Raw genomic sequence first — 17974 nt, forward strand, 5'->3', positions numbered from 1 at the left:
ACGAACAACAACCAACTAGTCCAATAGCGAACGGCCGATAACATGCGTGCCCTTAATTTAATTCTATTACTATTTCTCACCGTGGAGGTTATCAATATGGCAATATCCAAATCAGCACTTGGTTCCAACCAGTACCAGCAGATACCAGACAAGCTATTAGTGAAGGTCACTCGTATGCATCACTTAACTGAGATTCAAGCCAATGAGCATCATAATAATCGAGCTACTGTTAGACGCCTACCTAATCATCGTTACCTAGTTGTCTCAACTCAGGAGATTAAGACGAGTCGTCATCATGCTAATCGAAGTCAGAACCCTAATGACCTAATGCAGACCTTTAAGCGACTACGTTACCTGATTAACAATAACTTTGATGGGAGTAAAGATGAACGCTTTCTAACTTTAACCTATGCAAATGACGTGACCGACCCTAGACAAATTAGTCACGACTTTGATTGCTTTATGAAGCGACTTAGACGCCGTTGGACCCACCTAGATTATCTGAAGATTACTGAACCACAGGGACGGATGCATGATGGTCGACCCGTCTGGCATTATCACGTCCTATTAAAGGGGGTTGGCTACATCGCTAACTCGACGCTCGCCCAATTATGGGGTCATGGCTATGTAAAAATCACTAAGATGACGACGATTGATAATCTCGGCTGGTACTTAACGGCGCATCTGACCGATATTCCTCTCCAACAGGGAAAGCAACTCACCGATTATCAGGGATCACGACCAATTGCAACCAAGATAGTTGATGGTCAGAAGAAAGCCTTCATCAAAGGTGCCCGGTTGCAGTATTATCCAACCCATATGCACCTGTACAGTGCCTCTAAAGGCATCAAAGCACCCAAAGCCCAGTTCATGCCCTATGAACAAGCTAAGGCTCACGCTGGTAAACTCGTCTATGCGCATAACACCACTATCGAGACGCCAACATTTAAGAACCATATCCGAACGGAGGTCTATAATGCGAAACGTTAAGCCACCGTTACCTGTTGAGCAGCCACCACCCGGATCAAGCTTGTGTGGTGGTCAAAGTCGTAAAAGTTAAAGACCACCTTGTGCTTGGTTGGGTTTACTTTATCCTTACCAAAAGTCGTCTTAACTTTGTTTGATGGCGTCCCTGGTGTATCTGTACTCGTCTTGTGCCAGATCGCGTGGTTGTAAAATGGCCACTTCAAACTGGTATTCGGGTGCTTGCTCATCCACTCGCCTACATTACCAGCCAAATGGAACGTTACGACCTTGTTTGTCGCCGTCTGATACTTGGTCGTATTGATACTGGCCTTAAATTGGTGCGTCTTATTGATATCAGCTACTGAATTATGGGTAAACCCTGATACCCCCGATACACTCGTTACGGTGAAACGATGTGGGATTGCATCAGATATATACGCACCCTTCTTAGCCATATTTAGCTTGGCCACCAGATTGTAAGCCATCGTATCATTCTGGTTAAGCAGTGTATTAGACTTGGTCGTCTTACCATTATAAGTAATTGACTTACCGATAGTTGAATTTGTGGGCTTCTTAGGATAGACCTTCAGACCTGAGAAGACGAATTGGTCGACCCCATTGGCAGAACCATTAACCTTTAAATTAATCGTCTTCGTCCCAGTAGCCTTATACACGGCGGCTGCACCAGAATAATGCAACGATGGTCGTAAATCACGGTTCAAGGCATCATCCCAGATATAATGGATTAAGTCATCGGCATTTTTCTTAGTCTCTTTGACCTTCTTATGGGTCTTGTAATTGTACCCAAAGCCAGAGCCTTCTTTCATATTACTTGGGAACTTCCACTCGTTCTTCATTCCAAATACACCCTTATTTGATGCATTAGGTCGATTAATCCATGAATAAGTACCATCAATATTACCTAAAGGTTTCCAATAAGTCGTATCTGTTAGACTAGTCACATATTGATTGAAAGAAGTCCCCTCTTTGCCATCAAGATACAATACTTTAGGTTCCAAGTCAGAATAGGCTAGCCCAATATAGTCATTGTCCCACTTAACCTGTTTACCAGTTACTGAATCATAAAACTGGAGTTTCAAGTGCATCGACCGATCCAGATAGGTGTTATAACCTTGGTGTGTTGCCATTTCAATATTAAAACCACCATAAGGTTCAGTACCAACGAACTTAACGTTCTTACTGAAGTTAGACATGGTTACTTTAACATTAACTTGATGCTTCTTACCCGCCTTAGTAGTACTGGAATAATTGGGGTTATGGCCTAAATTCTTAAAAGTTACGGCAATCCCTGACTTAGCCCGATAGAAAGTTGACTTGGAATGTGAACTCCATTGAAAGGGCTTCTGACCACCAGTATTAGAGAACGAATATGAGACTTTGTCATCACTAAATACTTGCGGTGCCCAAGTTACTTGATGTGACCCATCTTGTTCCGACCCCATCGCATGAGCGCTGTCAGTGGTCGCCCCTAGTGTCAATACGACACCTGAAAGTACCCCTAGAGTGAGTAAAGAATATTTTAAACTCTTACGTAAATTCATTTAATCCACCTCTAACCTTTATCTACTTTACTGTGTTTACGTAACCACATTGCTAGTCCCGTACCCCCGAGACCAAACGCTACCAAAATACCTAAGATACTAGCGACCATCGTTTGACGCCGTTGTTCACCAGTGGTTGGTAAGTTTCCTTTACGCGAACCTTTAGCAACATTAACTGAACTGTTAGTTGTTGTACCAGAGTTATTAGTGGTATCACGATTACCATCGACCTTATTTGAATGCGAAATACCGGTGTTAGTATGGCGATCTGGTTGCTTCGACTCATTATCAGTACCCCGAGAAGCACTAGTCTTAGATACCATCCCTGTATCCCGGTTAGAACGCTTAGGGTGCTTAACTTTAGTCACGGTAATATTGGTCTGTTGATTACCATAATTAGTTGACGAACTATCAGTACTGACCGAATTACCCTTGTCTTTATTATTAACTTCGTTTGGAACATTCGAAGTGTCAGCGTCCTTGATTGGGTCTACGTGACTGTTATCAGTAGCATTATCGCCTGTATTAACAGTATTATCACCGCCGTCTTTACTATCTTGTGTTGCCCCTTCACCACCAACATCAACACTATTGTTATTCTCTTCATAATCGCCCATAGTGCCATCATCGTTGAACCTACTCGTTGGCAGTTGTAAATTATGCCACGCTGTGTAAATCTGTGCTTTAGTTGCGGACTTGTCATCATACACCTTTTGGGCAGCCTTCTGATATTTTGTAATTGGGGTGATATAACTAATATCAAGATGTTCAGTATGCGATAGGATTAACTTAGATTTATTAATCAACTGTTTCAATTCAGTCTTAGTAGTACCAATACCATTACTCAAATCAGCATGGATAGCCATTGGATTACTATTGACCAGCATCGTGGTCGATAATGCCGATACCCCTGCTAAGGACACTGACAACAGACCTACCATCAATGTCTTAGATAAATACCCCCTGTTGCTAGCTTTCATAACTTACACACCCTTCATGTTTATAAAATCGACTATAATTTCATCATACAAGAATTGACTTACAGCTAAGCCAATAACGTAGGATTAGGTATACAAGTGTAATTGCCATTCTAATCCATGACTATAAGGTATAAATACCGGCTAAAGATTGTGGCAAATAAAAACACCCTGGAAATTAATCCAAGGTGTCCAATAAAGCTACATCACTATTAATATTTAGCATCTTTTAACGCAGCATTAACATTGGCTTGTACGTCTTTAACAGCTGAAGGATCAGTTTGTACCTCTTTAATGCTCTGAACATAAAGAAGCTTGTCAGTATTATATTCCCCAAGATACATATCATACGTAATCTTATGAACAACACTAGCACTATCATTCATAGCATTGTGCTTTTCACCTAATGAATCCCAAGCATTAGGATAATTAACTAAAATGTACCCCAACTTATTAATACTATCTCGTAAAGTAGCCACCCCTTTAACTCCTTTATAGTTACTATCAGAGACAGTATCAACCAGCATCGTTAATTTTTTCTTATCAGTACTTACAGACTTAACATTTGAAGTCTTTTTCAGTGGTACATAAACAGTCTTCTTAGCAATCTTAGTATTGGTAGTTGCTTTGGGTTGGATGCCCTTATAAGTCGTTACACTAGCGGGGGTCACAATACTCCCGTTCACATTAACCGTCTTATTGCTGGTACTCGTTACCTTACCCTGCTTTCCCTTTAAGTTGCCTGTCCAAATCCATCCCTTGACCGTCTTACTCTTATTGGTTACATACCGATAAGTTGCTTGCTTGCCCGTTGACTTGACCACCCGAACTGATTGGGTTGAATAAAAGGTCTTGGTCTTCTTGGAAGTCGTGTGCTTTGATAAGTAACGACTTGAATAAATCGTTACCCCCGTCTTAGGTGCCTTCTTAGTATAGGCAGACTTCTGATAATGCGTATTCTTGGTAATCTTAGTTACTCGAAACCCCTTGGTCTTCACCGACTTAGCCGAAGCACTGGTCGCCATACTCGTACCCCCTAAAGCGGCCGCTAAAGCAATTAATGATACTGATTTAAAAACACTACTCTTCATTATATTCCTCCATAATTAGTACATTCCTCTACATCTTTAACAAGTCATCAACCTCGTAACCAATGGCGTTAAACACCGCCAATTCGCTCAGCTAGGCTGACCGCGTAGACGGCTCAACGAGACCCTAGAGTTCGAGCCGAAATGCGATCAACCTAGTGGAGCGAGCGGCGAGGGCTAACGCTTACTTGTTATATTTCACTTTTCTTCAAATGCCATCTATCATCATATTTGTAAACACTTTTTAAGCTTTCAGTATTTTTATAATCTGCTAGAGCTGCCACTATCGGATTAATACTATAACCAGTCTGATTCAACTCCATCGCATGAATTTCATCTTTTCCTACAACATTAGAAATTATGTTCATTATTTTTACATAGGTCTCTTCATCTGTATCTGAAATATTCCCAGTTCCAACTAAGAAATAAATATTTTCAGATTCTCGTAATAAACCTTTAATGGCCCTAATATTACGTTCAGTAATTCCAGTTTTTTCTTCATCTGAATCCTCTGAAAACTTATCTTTTTTCTCAATCATCACTGGTGACACATTCACAATAATGATCTTCTGATATTCTTTCCCAACGCCTGTTAGTAATCCATTAACGGTCTGATCACTTTGATTCCCGTTCGCAGTACTCGGATTCATCATCAATACAAATAATGTTTCTGGCTTACTTGTATTAGAATTTACAATCTTTAACGAGTAACGACAATTACCATCAATATCGGCACTTTCACACGAAAAGCCTTGCGGATACGGATATTCATATGCCATACTTAACAGCTCCTTTTATATTTATCCCTTTGAACAAAAATAATTTAGCGAACACTAGTAGTTGTTCTTTTGAGTATTTAACGGGTATCTGTCCTGTAATATTTTCATGCCACCATTCGCTTAAATTTATTAATAATCCAAAGGTTTAAGCTCAATTTCTCTAATTAACGACCGTTTTTTAGAGATATTACATAACTAACAAATAAAATCTAAGAGCCTTGATTTAGCAGCATTCTATGTTGTTGATCAAGACTCTTTTTCTGTCTAAACTACGACTCTAAAAAACGGTCGTATTTTAAAGGTCAGCGCTTACACACTTTTATTATATTACAATGAGCTTTTTTATCAAGAACGGTTTTTTCGCCGACTTAACTGGTGACGCTTGGCAATGTTATAGACTGTGGCTTCCGACACACCGCAAGTGACGGCAATCTCACGAACAAGCGTATTTGAATCCCGATACAAGTCACAGATCTTATTGACAACTGCTTCCTCAATTCGCGGTCGACCCAGTTGCACGCCTTGCCGCTTGAGTTCTCTCAGTGCATCGCTAGTCCGTTGCCGAATCGTATTAACCTCATATTCACTGAAGCTCGCTAACATCTGATACTGCAAGATACCCGTTGGCGTTGAAGTATCCAAGTGTTCCCGTAATGACACAACTTGTACACCAACCTCCGTCAATTCTTTAATCGTCCCAACTGATTTCAACATACTACGCGACAATCGATCTAACTTATAGACATCGAACTCTACCTGATTGCCTTGACGAGCATGCCGCTTAGCGAATCGTAACGCTCGCTTGAATTCCGGACGCGAATCGTCTGTACCCGAAAGTTGTTCTGAATAAATATACTGACACCCAGCTTTTTCTAAAGCACGTAATTGTAAGTCCAAGCCTAATTCTTGCCGATTCTCGGCTGTTGACACTCGTGCGTAGCCCATCTTAATCATTGTCATTATCAGTCACTCCTAATATTTTTATCGCTTAATCTACCTTAAGCTAATCAGTGATAACGCCACCACCGCAATGTCCCTGAGCAACAAAAAAGAAGGGGAGGGGTTCACTCCCTGTGCTGTCATATCATCCATAATTAATTATCAGTAGTACGCTTGGTGCTAGTTAAAATTGCCACTAACTAACGCCGGACTGGTCAGTATTAGCTTCCAAACGTGGCCACCACGTTCCAGCCGATTCTGGCCCAACCAGAGTGGCAATGTAAGCCAACAAGCACCAGGCGTATCAAGCTTATTCACCGGCAAATAAAAAGAGAGTAGCTCGCCTCAAGTTATATGGCGACCTACTCTACTATTAATTATTTCGATGTAATTCGTTTCGGATGTTCAGAATCTTGGACCCCAAGAATATCTAAGAAGAACGCAACAATTGGAATCCCAACGATCAAGCCCCAAGCACCTAACAAGCTTTCCATGATAATCAGCGTGATAAACGTGGCAAAGACCGGTAAATCGGTTCGATCAGCCATCAACCGTGGATGTAAGAAGTAAGATTCAAACGCATGGATGATAATCACCAGCACAATAATCTCAGCGACCCGGACTAACCCGCCGGATGCAAACGCCAGTAAGGTCAAGGGAATCATCGATAACAGCACTCCCGCTACCGGTACTAGGCCTAAGATGAAGACGATGATCGATAACACCATAATGCTGGGCATGCCAATAATGACAAACCCAATCGTCATTAAGACGGTATTAATGGTACAAATAATCAACTGCGTTTCAATAATTTTGCCTAAGATCAAGACGAACTTGCGCCCTAAAAAGTAGACATTATGGAAGAACTTACTGAACCGCGATGTTAGGAATTGGCGACCAAAGCTCATCATCCGACCACGCGTTAACGTGAAGATAAAGCTCAAGAAGACCGCCATCAAAACGTGCGTAAAGCCGGTCCCAATATGACCAGCCTCTTTAATCCCAGTCACTAACAAGGTCTTCCCATTTTGAATCAACTCGCTACTATGAATCGCTTGATCGACCCACTTATCAATATTCTCATTCCAGACCGGATGATTGGTGACCGCTTTTGTCAGCATATCCGGAATTACTTTTAACTGTGTGATTAGCGTTGGCGCAGCATAGGACACGGCCCCAATCAACACGCCAATGACGACCACGTACACCACAATCGCCGCAATCCAATACGGTAGATGCGTCTTCACGTTCAACCACCGACTGACTTTTACCGCTAAAAAGGCAAAAATCACGGTCAGTAAGACAACCGTTGCAAAACCCCGCATTAAGTAAATGAGCACGATTAAAAACGCCAGCGTGAGATACATAGCCACGTCGTCACGCTTCAAAAAACGACTGATTCGATCCATGAACAGGTCCCCCAAATCTTTTTACTACCGATTAAGTTGGCAGTCGTATCAAATGTCAATACATTACTTGTGCGCTTGGTGCTAGTTGAAATTGCCGCCTGCCGGTTGGATTCTAAAATGCTGGAACGCCATGGGCCATTTTGAAGCCAAAGACTGGTCTTCAAAACTGGCCTTGGCCTAAGTCCGAGCAACCCACTCGCACTAAAGCCAACGACACGGCTGAGCATTTTAGAATCCAACCTCTCGGCTAACTAACGGGAATTAAATAATTAATCGTTAATTTTTTAATTCCCGTTAGTTAACGCCGGGCGGTCCAGAATTGGCTCAGTGGTGTCGTTTATCTTAGTCGGTGATTTTCCGACTTAGATAAAGCCCGGCTTGTGAGACCGGTCTGTGGCTCGCAAACGCGGCCACCACGTTCCAGCCGATTCTGGGCCAACCAGAGTGGCAATTTAATTCAACTAGCACCAAGCGTATTACTTGTCATTATAGCATTGCCCCCCGCAAAACGTGGGGTCAGCCACTTCCTTAAGCAAAACTTGACTTTCCAGATTTGAACCGGTAGAATGGTTTCAACATTAAAGAACGATTAAAAGATGAGTAGATTAGTTGTGGTGTTAAGCGAGCATTGGGTTGGTGGAACAATGTCACCGCGCTGATTGAAGATGGTCTTGGATTAAGTTCACGTTGGTGAGTGACTATCACAAACTAACGTCGCCGCAACTGCCCGTTACCGCAGTTAGGGATCGTGACAACTGTCACCGTCCTTATGAGCAAGCGCCCAGCTTGGAACTCAGGTGGTACCACGACCAAACGTCGTCCTGATTGATTTAACGATCAATCAAGGACGGCGTTTTTTTCGTTCTTAACTAAAAAAATTATGAGGTGTTCAATTATGACAGAATCGACTTTAACCGCACCATTTCGCTACGATGTCGTCGGTAGTTTACTCCGGCCGACCGCTTTAAAACAAGCCCATGCCCAACTAGCTGCAGGTGATATTACCGCTGAAGCAGCCTTGCGGGTCCAACAAACCGAAATCAAACATATCGTTGATGAACAAGTTAAGCTCGGCCTACATGCTGTGACCGATGGCGAATTTTCACGAAGCTGGTGGCATCTCGACTTCTTATGGGGCCTAACCGGCGTTGGTAAATACGACTATCATCAAAGTTATAAGTTCAAAGGTGACCACACCCGGACTGATAATGCCGAGTTGGTCGGCAAGGTTGCGTTTAACCCCGACCATCCCTTTTTCAAAGCTTTTAGTTACTTACAATCGATTGTTCCTGATGGCGTCTTAGCCAAACAAACGATTCCGTCACCATCAATGCTCTTTCGAGACAACCGTAGCGATAACTGGCATCAATTCTATGACAGTTGGGACGCGTATTTAGACGACCTCGCAAAAGCTTATCACGAAACGATTTTACATTTCTATGACCTCGGCTGCCGCTATATTCAACTCGACGACACCACTTGGGCCTTCTTAATCAGCAAGCTCAATGACGACCAGTTGTCCACCGCCGATCATGACCATTACTTACAAGTTGCCCAAGACGCCGTAACCGTAATCAACGCGTTATTAGCTGACCTCCCTAGTGACCTGACTGTAACAACGCATATTTGCCGTGGAAACTTCAAGTCGACTTACCTCTTCTCTGGCAGCTATGATGTTGTCGCTGATTATTTAGGTCAGCTACATTATGACGGACTCTTCTTAGAATATGATAACCAACGCGCAGGTGGCTTTGACGTCTTAGACCGAATCTGGAACGGTGACGCTCACAAACGGATTGTCTTAGGGTTAGTCACATCTAAATTCCCAGAACTAGAAGCCAGCGACCATCTGATTGCTCGCATCCACGAAGCCGCGACGAAAGTACCACTAGCTAACTTAGCCTTATCCACGCAATGCGGCTTTGCCTCGACTGAAGAAGGCAATCAGTTAACTGAAGCCAATCAATGGGCCAAGTTACAACTGGTCATTGATACTGCTAACAAAGTCTGGCCAGAAGCTTAATGAACCCAAAAGGCTCTCGAATCTGTTAATCGATTCGAGAGCCTTGTTTTATATTATATTCAATTAATTACGCGTGGTCCGTGACTATCATCCATGCATCTAAAACAATACTGGCTTGCCGATTACAAAATAGTTTAACTTCGTAATACGTGTTATACTAGTTAAAAGAAAGGGGGGGCTTATCATGATGGAAGTAAAAACAGTAAGTCGTGGTAACTCTTTAGCATTGAGCTTGCCGAAAGATGAACGTTTCAAAAAAGGCCAACGTTGGCTGCTAATCCCCGCCACAGACGGAGAATCCTTCACTTTGGTTCCAAAAATGGAAAATCCATACGCCCAAACTAAAGGCTCAAAATCTATGACTGAAGAATGGTCTGACGTTAATTGGAGCGAAGTAGAATAATGGCATATACCCCTAAGCAAAAAGACCTCATCTGGGTTAATTCTGATCCGCAGCGTGGACGAGAAATCAAAAAGCGTCGCCCTGCGCTGATACTCAGTAGTGACCTTTACAACCAGAACACTGGCTTTGTGATTGTTGCACCAATCACATCCACAATCAGAGACTTACCAGGTTATCTGACCTTGAGTGACAACTACCAGATTCATGGCCAAGTTGTCGCTGCACAAATCTACTCATTTGATGCATCACCCAATGCAAATCGTCAAATCGACTTCATTGAGACTATGCGTGACGAAGACTTTTATCGAGCCGCGCAAATTGTTTACTACAACTTTGATTTTCCGTTTTAGGTCAATCAAGGTCATTTGACCATAAGTATCAGACAAATCGATCTAAACAAAAAACAAGGTATCTCACACAACTTTTTCAGCTGAGATACCTTGTTTGTATATTCAATTAATTACGCGTGGTCCGTGACCGTAGTCGTTGCCGCCACGGTTTAACCGGCTGCGAACTGCTCGCCTTGATGGGCCGGTTGAGTAAGATAACGCCAATAATGATCGCCGCAAACCCAACAATCTTGGCTCCGGTCAAAATTTCACCGAACGCCCAGACACCGATCAAGCCAGTGATGGCCGTACCAACTCCCGCCCAGATTGCATAACCTACACTGAGTGGTAACTGGCGCAACGCTAAGGAAAAACTAAAAATGGCTAAGCCGTATAATAACATCCCCGCGATGCCAACCCATTGATGGTTAAACCCATCTGAAAGTTTCAACAAACTAGTCCCTAAAATTTCCACACCAATTGCTACTATTAACTGTACCCATGCCCGCATGACACAGACCCCCTTTTAGCTATTTAATAAAATCGCGCCAATCACAATGGCCAATAAGCCACTGATTCGACTAAGACTAAGCCGTTCTCGGTACACAACAACGGCTAAAATCACCGTAGCAAACGTGCCGAGACCTGCCCACATGGCATACGTCACCCCTAATGGTAACTTTTGCATGGCGAGCGTCACCAAGACCAAAGAACTAAAATACCCCAACAACACCATTATCGTCGGTATTAAATTTCGAAATCCGTTCGCTTTCTTCAAGAAAAAGCTGCCCACGACTTCCATTAAAATACCGCCAAACAATAATACGTATGCCATATTTATCACCTCGCTAAAATTTTCGCTGTTCTCCCATTCTACGGAAGTTTTTCTAAAAAGGCAATCAAAAGATACGCCTGGCTGATTACAGTTTCATGACAAAATGAAGACAAACAAATAGCGTCATCTAGCCAACTAGCTAAATCACGCTCAAATTTTTAAATATAAAAATAGATGGAAAAGTACATCAACGTCGTCCCAATCATCACGAAGATGTGCCAGATAACGTGTAAGTACTTGATATGCGGGAAGCTGTACAACAGGGCGCCCAAAGTAAATGCCACGCCACCAGCAACCAAGAGCCAGAAGCCGGTCAGCCCCAGATTCAGCCACAACTGCCGACCACCAGCCAAGCACATCCAACCCATCAAGACGTAGATAATCGTTTCAATCTTATGCAACCGTCCTGGCCAGACGGCATTCACAGTAATCCCTGCAATCGCTAAGATCCAGATGGTGATGAGAATCGTCCACCCCAACCAACCGCGAATCGCCAACAAGCTGAATGGCGTATACGTACCGGCGATTAGGACGTACACCCCACTGTGATCTAAAATTCGAAACACCTCACGTGCTTTGGTGAAGTACAGACTGTGAAACATCATTGAACAAGTGTAGAGCACTAGTAGTGAGCAACCATAAATAATAAAAGCTGTCCATTCTAATCCCCGACTGTCCTCATAGGCTTTGAACATCAGAAAGACAAACCCGACAATGCTCATAATCAGGCCGATGCCGTGAGTGACCGCATTTAAAACTTCATTCGTAATTTGATAGCGCCGCGTTGGCTGTTGCATGTTAATCACCTCGAAATATCGTTGGGTCTAGCATACCATCATATAATGTTAATATCAACACATCTAGTCTATAAAACTAGATGATTAAATTGCTTTACTTAGTTTGGTGCGGATTGCCACTCTGATTGGACCAAAATTAACTAGCGGTAGTTATAGATAAACCAGTTACTAAAACTGCTCAGCTGGAGTATTGGTCTTAAACAATCGTCAAGATCAGCCTTTTAAACTATCCCATAGCTAAAAAAATCGCGTGACCAGCTGATGACTGACCGCACGATTTGATGCTTAACGATGTTGATTCAAATAAGTCACGACATCGCGACCGAAGTGATTCATGCCACGGTATTGCTGATACTGGTTCCCACTTTGTGCCAAGACAACGATGCTGTAAACACCGTGTTTAGTTTTAAAGAGAGCTGCATCGTTTTGAACGCCTTTATCTGGATATTCACCCGTTTTATTGTAGACGGTCGCCCGCTTGACCAGCGCCGGTAACTTACTGTGATTACGACAACCCTTTAATAACGTCAGCATTTTCCGGTCATAGGTCCGACCTAACAGCCGGTGCCGATAAACGCGAGTCAAGAAATGCGTTAAGTCCGATACTGACGTGTAGTTATCATGCCCGCGCCGCAACGCTTGCGTATCTAGCAAATGCCGTGCTAACATTGTCTGCTTAAAATGAAACGCCCTAATCGTCTGATTAACTGCCCTTAGACCGCCAGCCCGTTTGATCAAACGATTGGCCGCCGCGTTATCAGAGTTGTGAATCATTAATTTTAAATCTCGCTGATTTTGAGCCGTCAATCTGAACCGATGTCGCTGCACCCGGCGATAAACCGCCAGCATGATGTAGACTTTAATCGTACTAGCCGCGCGTTGCCGCCCGACTTTGGTATGACCAGTCTGCACACTGACTGGCCGTTGACCTAGGCGCGTCACTTTAACCGACCAGCGACCACCCATGGGCTTTAGGTCCCGTTTGGCTATTTTTTTAATCGCCGTTTGCTCCTGCTTTAAGCTCGTCGCTTGGGCGTTAGTCGACCATAGCCCCAGACCGACAGCTGCAAGTAGCAGGATTAAAACGGCGCGACTGAATTTTTTCAAGCGAAGACCTCCATTTTAGTAGTAATACCCACGCTTAGGCTGAAACTTAGTCCATACGAGGTTTGGCCCCATTTGTGCCGTTTCAATTAAGACTTTATGTGATTTGTGCTTAATTGTACGATGACTCGCACGTATGTCCGGCGCATCCGTAAACTGACCCAACACAATTCGATAGGCACGCACAGACCGATTATTTTTGAGGTACATCGTCGATTTATATGCCCGCAGCTTCTTACCGGTCAGCTTAGTCACAATATGCCATTGATGGCTTTTCTTCATATACTTTCGAACGGAACGGGGCTTGATCACTAACCGGTAATGATGCCCATCTCCACTTAAAGTCGCATTGTTATAAAAATACCAAGTACCGCGCAACGATTTTGGCATTGTCCGCGTATAGTCACTCGCTTGCGAGTTAACTGGTGCCACCATCAATCCTATGCCAGCTGTAACAGTTGCCAGTCCTAATACCCAACCAAACTTTTGCATGCTTCAGACCTCCAAGTCTTAATTAATCTGATAGTCCCCTTTAATATGTTGGAAACTCGTCTCTACACTGTATTCGCCATCGTCCATATCGACTAACCGCAACGTATACGTCTGTCCCGGTGCGGCGGTGATACTCATCATTTGGAGCTTCGTTGAATACCCGTCATTCGTACGTGACTGAACCCGAGCCTCTTCAATCGTTCCCCGTTCATTCGACCACAACCGCCAGTGCCAACCATCGTCAGCTTCAAAGAATTTTGAATAGGTTACTTCATCATTGTTACGGGTACTACTTTCTTCCGTAGCCGTATCAGTAAATTGTCCCAAAACTTTCTCTTTTTGATCAATACCGTCATCGCCAAAATGATAGACACCTTTCAAATGTTGAAAATTCGTTTCAACCGTGTATAACAAGTCATTAGCGCCGACGAACTTCAACGTATAGTGTTGTCCATTCTGCGTCACACTTGCCATATTCAGATACCATTCCATCCCGTCAGTCTTACCTTGATCGGATAAGATACGGCCTTTTTCAATCGTGCCTCGTTTAGCGGAAGTTAACTCCCAATACCACTGGTCGTCAGTCTGGTAAAACCGTGAATAAGTCACTTCACTATTATCAATCGTTTTAGGATCTTCAATCGCCTTTTTACCCTCCATCGAATCCAGTGTCCGAACTAATTCATGATTGAGCGGCTTAACATCCTTAGTTTCACGCGCCGTACTCGTTACTGCGGTACTACTGCTACCAACCGAACTAGCCGTCGATACTGATGACGAACTACTACTGCTGCTGACAGCGGCATGACTTGATGCCGTCGTAGGTTGTGTCTGGTTATCACTCGACGCCCCCATCCAAAACAAGCCTACTAAGAAGATCATCGCACAAAGTCCCATTCCCAGTAGCACCCACAAGATCCATAATCCTTTTTTCATAAGCTCCTCCAAAATTAGCTGGTTTTAATGTCGTGATAATTATAGCAAAAATAACCATACGGGAACGTCATTATTAAAGAAAACGGTCTGACCAACGTTAAGTCTGCTAAAATAGCCATAAGGGGAATTTAAAGGAGGAGTTTGTTACATATGAAAAAATTAACCACATTACTCGCATTAGGTGCTATCACTGGGGGCTTAGCTTGGGCGCAACCGTCTAAAGCCGACACGACCCCAGCCAAGACCACAACTGCCAAAACAACTAAAAAAGTAACCAAAAAGAAAAAGGCTAAACATCATTACTTATTAGTCATGGGTCACGGGGCTGGCGATCCTGGCGCCCGCGGTCAAGGAACAACTGAGGCCACCTTTATGCGGCAAAAGTTGATGCCTAAGTTAGCAAAATACGCGAAGAAGATTAAAAAGAGCCACGTGACGATTTATAATCCTAGCCACAACATTGTCCGTGATACGTTAGTCTTCCATAAGGGGTCCTACAAGATCAAGAAACATACGACCGTCATTATGTTCCATCTCGACGCCACCACCAGTGCCTATGCGCACGGCGGCCATGTGATTATTCACAAACGCAAGCCCACTAAACGTGACGTTAAGCTCCGGAAAGTTATTAAACAATATGTCGGTTTGAACCCCGCCAACCACGGCTATAGCTTCCGCACCAACTTACGGAATTGTAACGTTTTACGTAAACGCGGCATCGACTACAGCTTGATTGAGACCGGCTTCATTACTAATAAGTCCGACTTCAAGCACATCAACAAACACTTAGACCAGCTGGCTAAGGGGTACGTTGAAGCGATTGCGAACGAAAAAATCAAATAAATTACCTAAGAAGGACTGAAACCAAAAATTTCAGTCCTTTTACTTAGCTTGTTAAAAACCGTCACCTAATCTATTGATGTCCAAGCCCCTGACGCCCTTATGTTAAACTAAGCTTAGTCATTACAATATGAAAGTAGGGGCCTCAACATGTTAATGTCAATTAGTTTAATCATTATCGGCTTTTTAGTCGGGCTATTAGTGATCTCCACTGGCGGTGGGGGCGCGGCGATTTACTTAGGACTACTCACCAGCGTCTTCGGTTTAGCCCCAGCCGTCGCCGCCTCGACGTCCCTCGTCACGGCGTTTCCATCATTGCTAGTCGGCGCTTATGGGCATTACCGAACCGGTCAGATTCACTTTAAAGTCGGCAATCAAATGCTGATGACCGCCATTCCCGCGACCATCGTGGGCGCATTAGTCGCGCCTTACATTTCTTCCATCGCGTACACTTGGATTGTTGCTGTCATCCTGACGGGACTAGGTATTCAGATTCTCATCAAACGTTTTCTTAGTCATGGCAACCACCCCGTTCAACACCAAGGAATCCAAGCCGCTATTTATGGGCTAATCAGTGGGATTATGGTTGGTGTGGCCGGCTTAAGTGGTGGCGGCCCAATTATCGCTGGCTTACTCGTCTTGGGACTCGATATGCTACCAGCCACTGCGACCTCAGCTTACGTACTAGTCGGGACGTCATTAGTTGGTCTACTCTTTCACCTATCGGCCAACAACATTAATTGGTCAGTCGGCCTCAGTTTGATGGTCGGTGCGGTTGTGGGTGCCTTTTGTGCCCCCCGCCTACTAGCTAAAGTCGATGCTGCCAAGCTCAATGCGTATGTGAAACCATTTATGGGTGTCTTATTAATCATTATGGGATTGCGGATGTTAGTTTAAACGACATAAAAAGTCCGATTATCGCGCTAACGATAATCGGACTTTTTATGACCCATACATTTGACACTAGTTGAATTTAACCAGCATCAAGCGTTGTCCCACGATCAGACCCGTTCTTCCGCATGCGCGGCGACTTGCTGAAAGATACTGATGATATGCTTATCGGCCAGTTGGTAGTGGACGTTACGCCCATTACGCGTCCCAACCACCAACTTTAAGTTCCGTAGCACGGATAGTTGGTGCGAAATGTTCGATTGCGTTAGATTCAAGCCGGATGCGAGTTCCCCCACACTTAACTTCGAAACCCCCAAAGCATACAGAATACGGGCGCGCGTGGGATCACCCAAGGCTTTAAAGATGGCGGTAATTTGACTCAGCTCCGCGTCTTGCGGGATTAACTGACTGAGTTTCGTAACGATGGCTTGATGTTCATTCTCTGGATTCATAGTTGCTCCATTTTCCGATTGTTTCCACAAATTAAAGGTGTTACAATACACATGAACAGCCATTCATATGTCTGGTCATTCATAAATTAATTATAACCATTCAACGGTCAAATTCAACTTAGAAGGGTGCGATTCGAATGGCGCATGATCATCAAATCAAACAACAGACCACGGCTTTTAAAGTTGGGGTCATCTTAAATTCAGTCTTTATCGTCTTAGAAGCAGGCTACGGGTTGTCGAGTCATTCACTGGCCTTAGTCGCCGATGCCGGTCACAATCTCAGTGACGTTCTCGGCCTCTTAATCTCCTGGTTAGCACTATGGCTTGGACAAAAAAGTGCTAATGCAAAGTACACGTATGGCTATAAAAGCTCCTCGATTCTCGCGGCGCTTTTCAATGCTGTCTTCCTACTTGTCGCCATTGGTGGGATTTCAGTCGAAGCTATTCAACGACTCGACCATCCGGCGCCAGTTGCCGAATGGGATGTCATTATCGTGGCCGCCATCGGGATTTTAGTGAACGGCTTCACCGCTCTCTTATTCATGAAAGGGCAAAAACATGATTTAAATATCAAAGGCGCCTTTCTCCACATGGCCGCCGATGCCGGGGTATCGCTAGGCGTGGTCTTAGCCGGGTTCGTCATCTTAATGACCGGCTGGTACTGGCTAGACCCCGTAATTTCCTTACTGATTGCGGTGGTCATCTTAATCGGGACTTGGGGCTTACTCCGCGATGCCATGAATTACTCGCTGGAAGCCGTTCCTGACAATATCGATCAACAGGCGATTCGCGATTACTTGCTATCACGGCCAACGGTTAATCAAGTCCATGACCTGCACATCTGGGGCATGAGTACGACCGAAACCGCGATGACCGTCCATCTTTGTCGTTCGACTTTAAACGATAATAACGTCTTTCTGGAAAAGCTCAACAAAGGCTTGAGCGACCAATTCCCAGTGACCCATATTACCGTGCAAGTAGAACTCGGCAAGGTCGACTATGAGACGACAGATACTTCGATTTAAAGCTAAAAAAGGCTACCAATTAGGAACTTTTCTCTAATTGGTAGTCTTTTTTAAGCCACATTATGATCTGTTTATCATTATCCTAAAATACCGTTTTAGCCCGTGTCAGCAATTCATTTAACATTGA

Annotated in this window: 20 protein-coding genes; 7 read left to right on the plus strand and 13 right to left on the minus strand. The window is 43.8% G+C overall.

What is annotated here, in order from left to right; all coding sequences use genetic code 11:
- Positions 1-96 precede the first annotated feature (96 nt).
- Positions 97-990 (plus strand): rolling circle replication-associated protein, encoded by an 894-nt coding sequence (locus FFM80_RS08495; protein ID WP_137640393.1) that lies wholly within the window; start codon positions 97-99, stop codon positions 988-990.
- Here the strand turns inward: FFM80_RS08495 and FFM80_RS08500 are convergent.
- The 6 genes from FFM80_RS08500 to FFM80_RS08525 all read right to left on the minus strand — a co-directional run bounded on the left by FFM80_RS08500 (position 987) and on the right by FFM80_RS08525 (position 7720).
- Positions 987-2528, minus strand: coding sequence for a hypothetical protein (locus FFM80_RS08500; protein ID WP_137640394.1), 1542 nt, complete (start codon positions 2526-2528; stop codon positions 987-989). The two genes, FFM80_RS08495 and FFM80_RS08500, sit on opposite strands and share 4 nt — an antisense overlap.
- 11 nt (positions 2529-2539) lie before the next feature.
- Positions 2540-3508 carry a hypothetical protein gene (locus tag FFM80_RS08505; RefSeq protein WP_137640395.1) on the minus strand — a complete coding sequence of 323 codons (969 nt, stop codon included), beginning with the start codon at positions 3506-3508 and terminating at the stop codon, positions 2540-2542.
- A gap of 209 nt (positions 3509-3717) precedes the next feature.
- Complete coding sequence (locus FFM80_RS08510) at positions 3718-4596, minus strand: hypothetical protein (RefSeq protein ID WP_137640396.1); 879 nt, start codon at positions 4594-4596, stop codon at positions 3718-3720.
- A gap of 188 nt (positions 4597-4784) precedes the next feature.
- Positions 4785-5372 carry a DUF1643 domain-containing protein gene (locus FFM80_RS08515; protein ID WP_137640397.1) on the minus strand — a complete coding sequence of 196 codons (588 nt, stop codon included), beginning with the start codon at positions 5370-5372 and terminating at the stop codon, positions 4785-4787.
- A gap of 345 nt (positions 5373-5717) precedes the next feature.
- Positions 5718-6332 carry a recombinase family protein gene (locus FFM80_RS08520; RefSeq protein ID WP_137640398.1) on the minus strand — a complete coding sequence of 205 codons (615 nt, stop codon included), beginning with the start codon at positions 6330-6332 and terminating at the stop codon, positions 5718-5720.
- A gap of 356 nt (positions 6333-6688) precedes the next feature.
- A complete protein-coding gene (locus FFM80_RS08525; protein WP_137640399.1) occupies positions 6689-7720 on the minus strand; it encodes an AI-2E family transporter in 1032 nt (343 codons plus the stop codon).
- An 895-nt stretch (positions 7721-8615) separates the two neighbouring features.
- On the opposite strand from FFM80_RS08525, the gene FFM80_RS08530 reads away from it, so the two are divergent.
- From FFM80_RS08530 to FFM80_RS08540, 3 genes are all read left to right on the plus strand, one after another.
- Positions 8616-9743 carry a vitamin B12 independent methionine synthase gene (locus FFM80_RS08530; RefSeq protein ID WP_137640400.1) on the plus strand — a complete coding sequence of 376 codons (1128 nt, stop codon included), beginning with the start codon at positions 8616-8618 and terminating at the stop codon, positions 9741-9743.
- Positions 9744-9927: 184 nt separating this feature from the next.
- A complete protein-coding gene (mazE, locus tag FFM80_RS08535) occupies positions 9928-10146 on the plus strand; it encodes a type II toxin-antitoxin system PemI/MazE family antitoxin (RefSeq protein ID WP_137640401.1) in 219 nt (72 codons plus the stop codon).
- A complete protein-coding gene (locus tag FFM80_RS08540) occupies positions 10146-10496 on the plus strand; it encodes a type II toxin-antitoxin system PemK/MazF family toxin (RefSeq protein WP_137640402.1) in 351 nt (116 codons plus the stop codon). The genes mazE and FFM80_RS08540 overlap by 1 nt, the downstream gene beginning before the upstream one ends.
- A gap of 106 nt (positions 10497-10602) precedes the next feature.
- Here FFM80_RS08540 and FFM80_RS08545 read toward each other — a convergent pair whose 3' ends face one another.
- The 6 genes from FFM80_RS08545 to FFM80_RS08570 form a co-directional block, all read right to left on the minus strand.
- Positions 10603-10986, minus strand: coding sequence for a DMT family transporter (locus tag FFM80_RS08545; protein ID WP_137640403.1), 384 nt, complete (start codon positions 10984-10986; stop codon positions 10603-10605).
- Positions 10987-11001: 15 nt separating this feature from the next.
- A complete protein-coding gene (locus tag FFM80_RS08550; RefSeq protein ID WP_137640404.1) occupies positions 11002-11310 on the minus strand; it encodes a DMT family transporter in 309 nt (102 codons plus the stop codon).
- A 158-nt stretch (positions 11311-11468) separates the two neighbouring features.
- The gene (gene trhA, locus FFM80_RS08555) at positions 11469-12107 is read right to left on the minus strand and encodes a PAQR family membrane homeostasis protein TrhA (RefSeq protein ID WP_137640405.1); all 639 of its coding nucleotides are present in this window, start codon (positions 12105-12107) and stop codon (positions 11469-11471) included.
- Between the two features lie 285 nt (positions 12108-12392).
- Complete coding sequence (locus FFM80_RS08560; RefSeq protein WP_137640406.1) at positions 12393-13214, minus strand: serine hydrolase; 822 nt, start codon at positions 13212-13214, stop codon at positions 12393-12395.
- Between the two features lie 15 nt (positions 13215-13229).
- Positions 13230-13703: a hypothetical protein gene (locus tag FFM80_RS08565; RefSeq protein WP_137640407.1), complete on the minus strand. Its 474-nt coding sequence runs from the start codon at positions 13701-13703 to the stop codon at positions 13230-13232.
- A gap of 18 nt (positions 13704-13721) precedes the next feature.
- Entirely contained in the window at positions 13722-14639 is a 918-nt protein-coding gene (locus tag FFM80_RS08570) for a hypothetical protein (protein WP_137640408.1), read from the minus strand.
- Positions 14640-14789: 150 nt separating this feature from the next.
- Between FFM80_RS08570 and FFM80_RS08575 the strand changes: the two genes are divergently transcribed.
- Complete coding sequence (locus FFM80_RS08575) at positions 14790-15482, plus strand: N-acetylmuramoyl-L-alanine amidase (protein WP_137640409.1); 693 nt, start codon at positions 14790-14792, stop codon at positions 15480-15482.
- 153 nt (positions 15483-15635) lie between these two features.
- Positions 15636-16376, plus strand: coding sequence for a sulfite exporter TauE/SafE family protein (locus tag FFM80_RS08580; RefSeq protein ID WP_171001066.1), 741 nt, complete (start codon positions 15636-15638; stop codon positions 16374-16376).
- A 104-nt stretch (positions 16377-16480) separates the two neighbouring features.
- Here the strand turns inward: FFM80_RS08580 and FFM80_RS08585 are convergent, their stop codons facing one another.
- Positions 16481-16822 (minus strand): ArsR/SmtB family transcription factor, encoded by a 342-nt coding sequence (locus FFM80_RS08585; RefSeq protein WP_137635945.1) that lies wholly within the window; start codon positions 16820-16822, stop codon positions 16481-16483.
- Positions 16823-16959: 137 nt separating this feature from the next.
- Between FFM80_RS08585 and FFM80_RS08590 the strand changes: the two genes are divergently transcribed.
- Positions 16960-17847 carry a cation diffusion facilitator family transporter gene (locus FFM80_RS08590; RefSeq protein ID WP_137640411.1) on the plus strand — a complete coding sequence of 296 codons (888 nt, stop codon included), beginning with the start codon at positions 16960-16962 and terminating at the stop codon, positions 17845-17847.
- Positions 17848-17974: the final 127 nt, after the last annotated feature.

The sequence above is a fragment of the Lactiplantibacillus dongliensis genome, assembly GCF_005405105.1.
GTDB classification, from domain to species: domain Bacteria; phylum Bacillota; class Bacilli; order Lactobacillales; family Lactobacillaceae; genus Lactiplantibacillus; species Lactiplantibacillus dongliensis.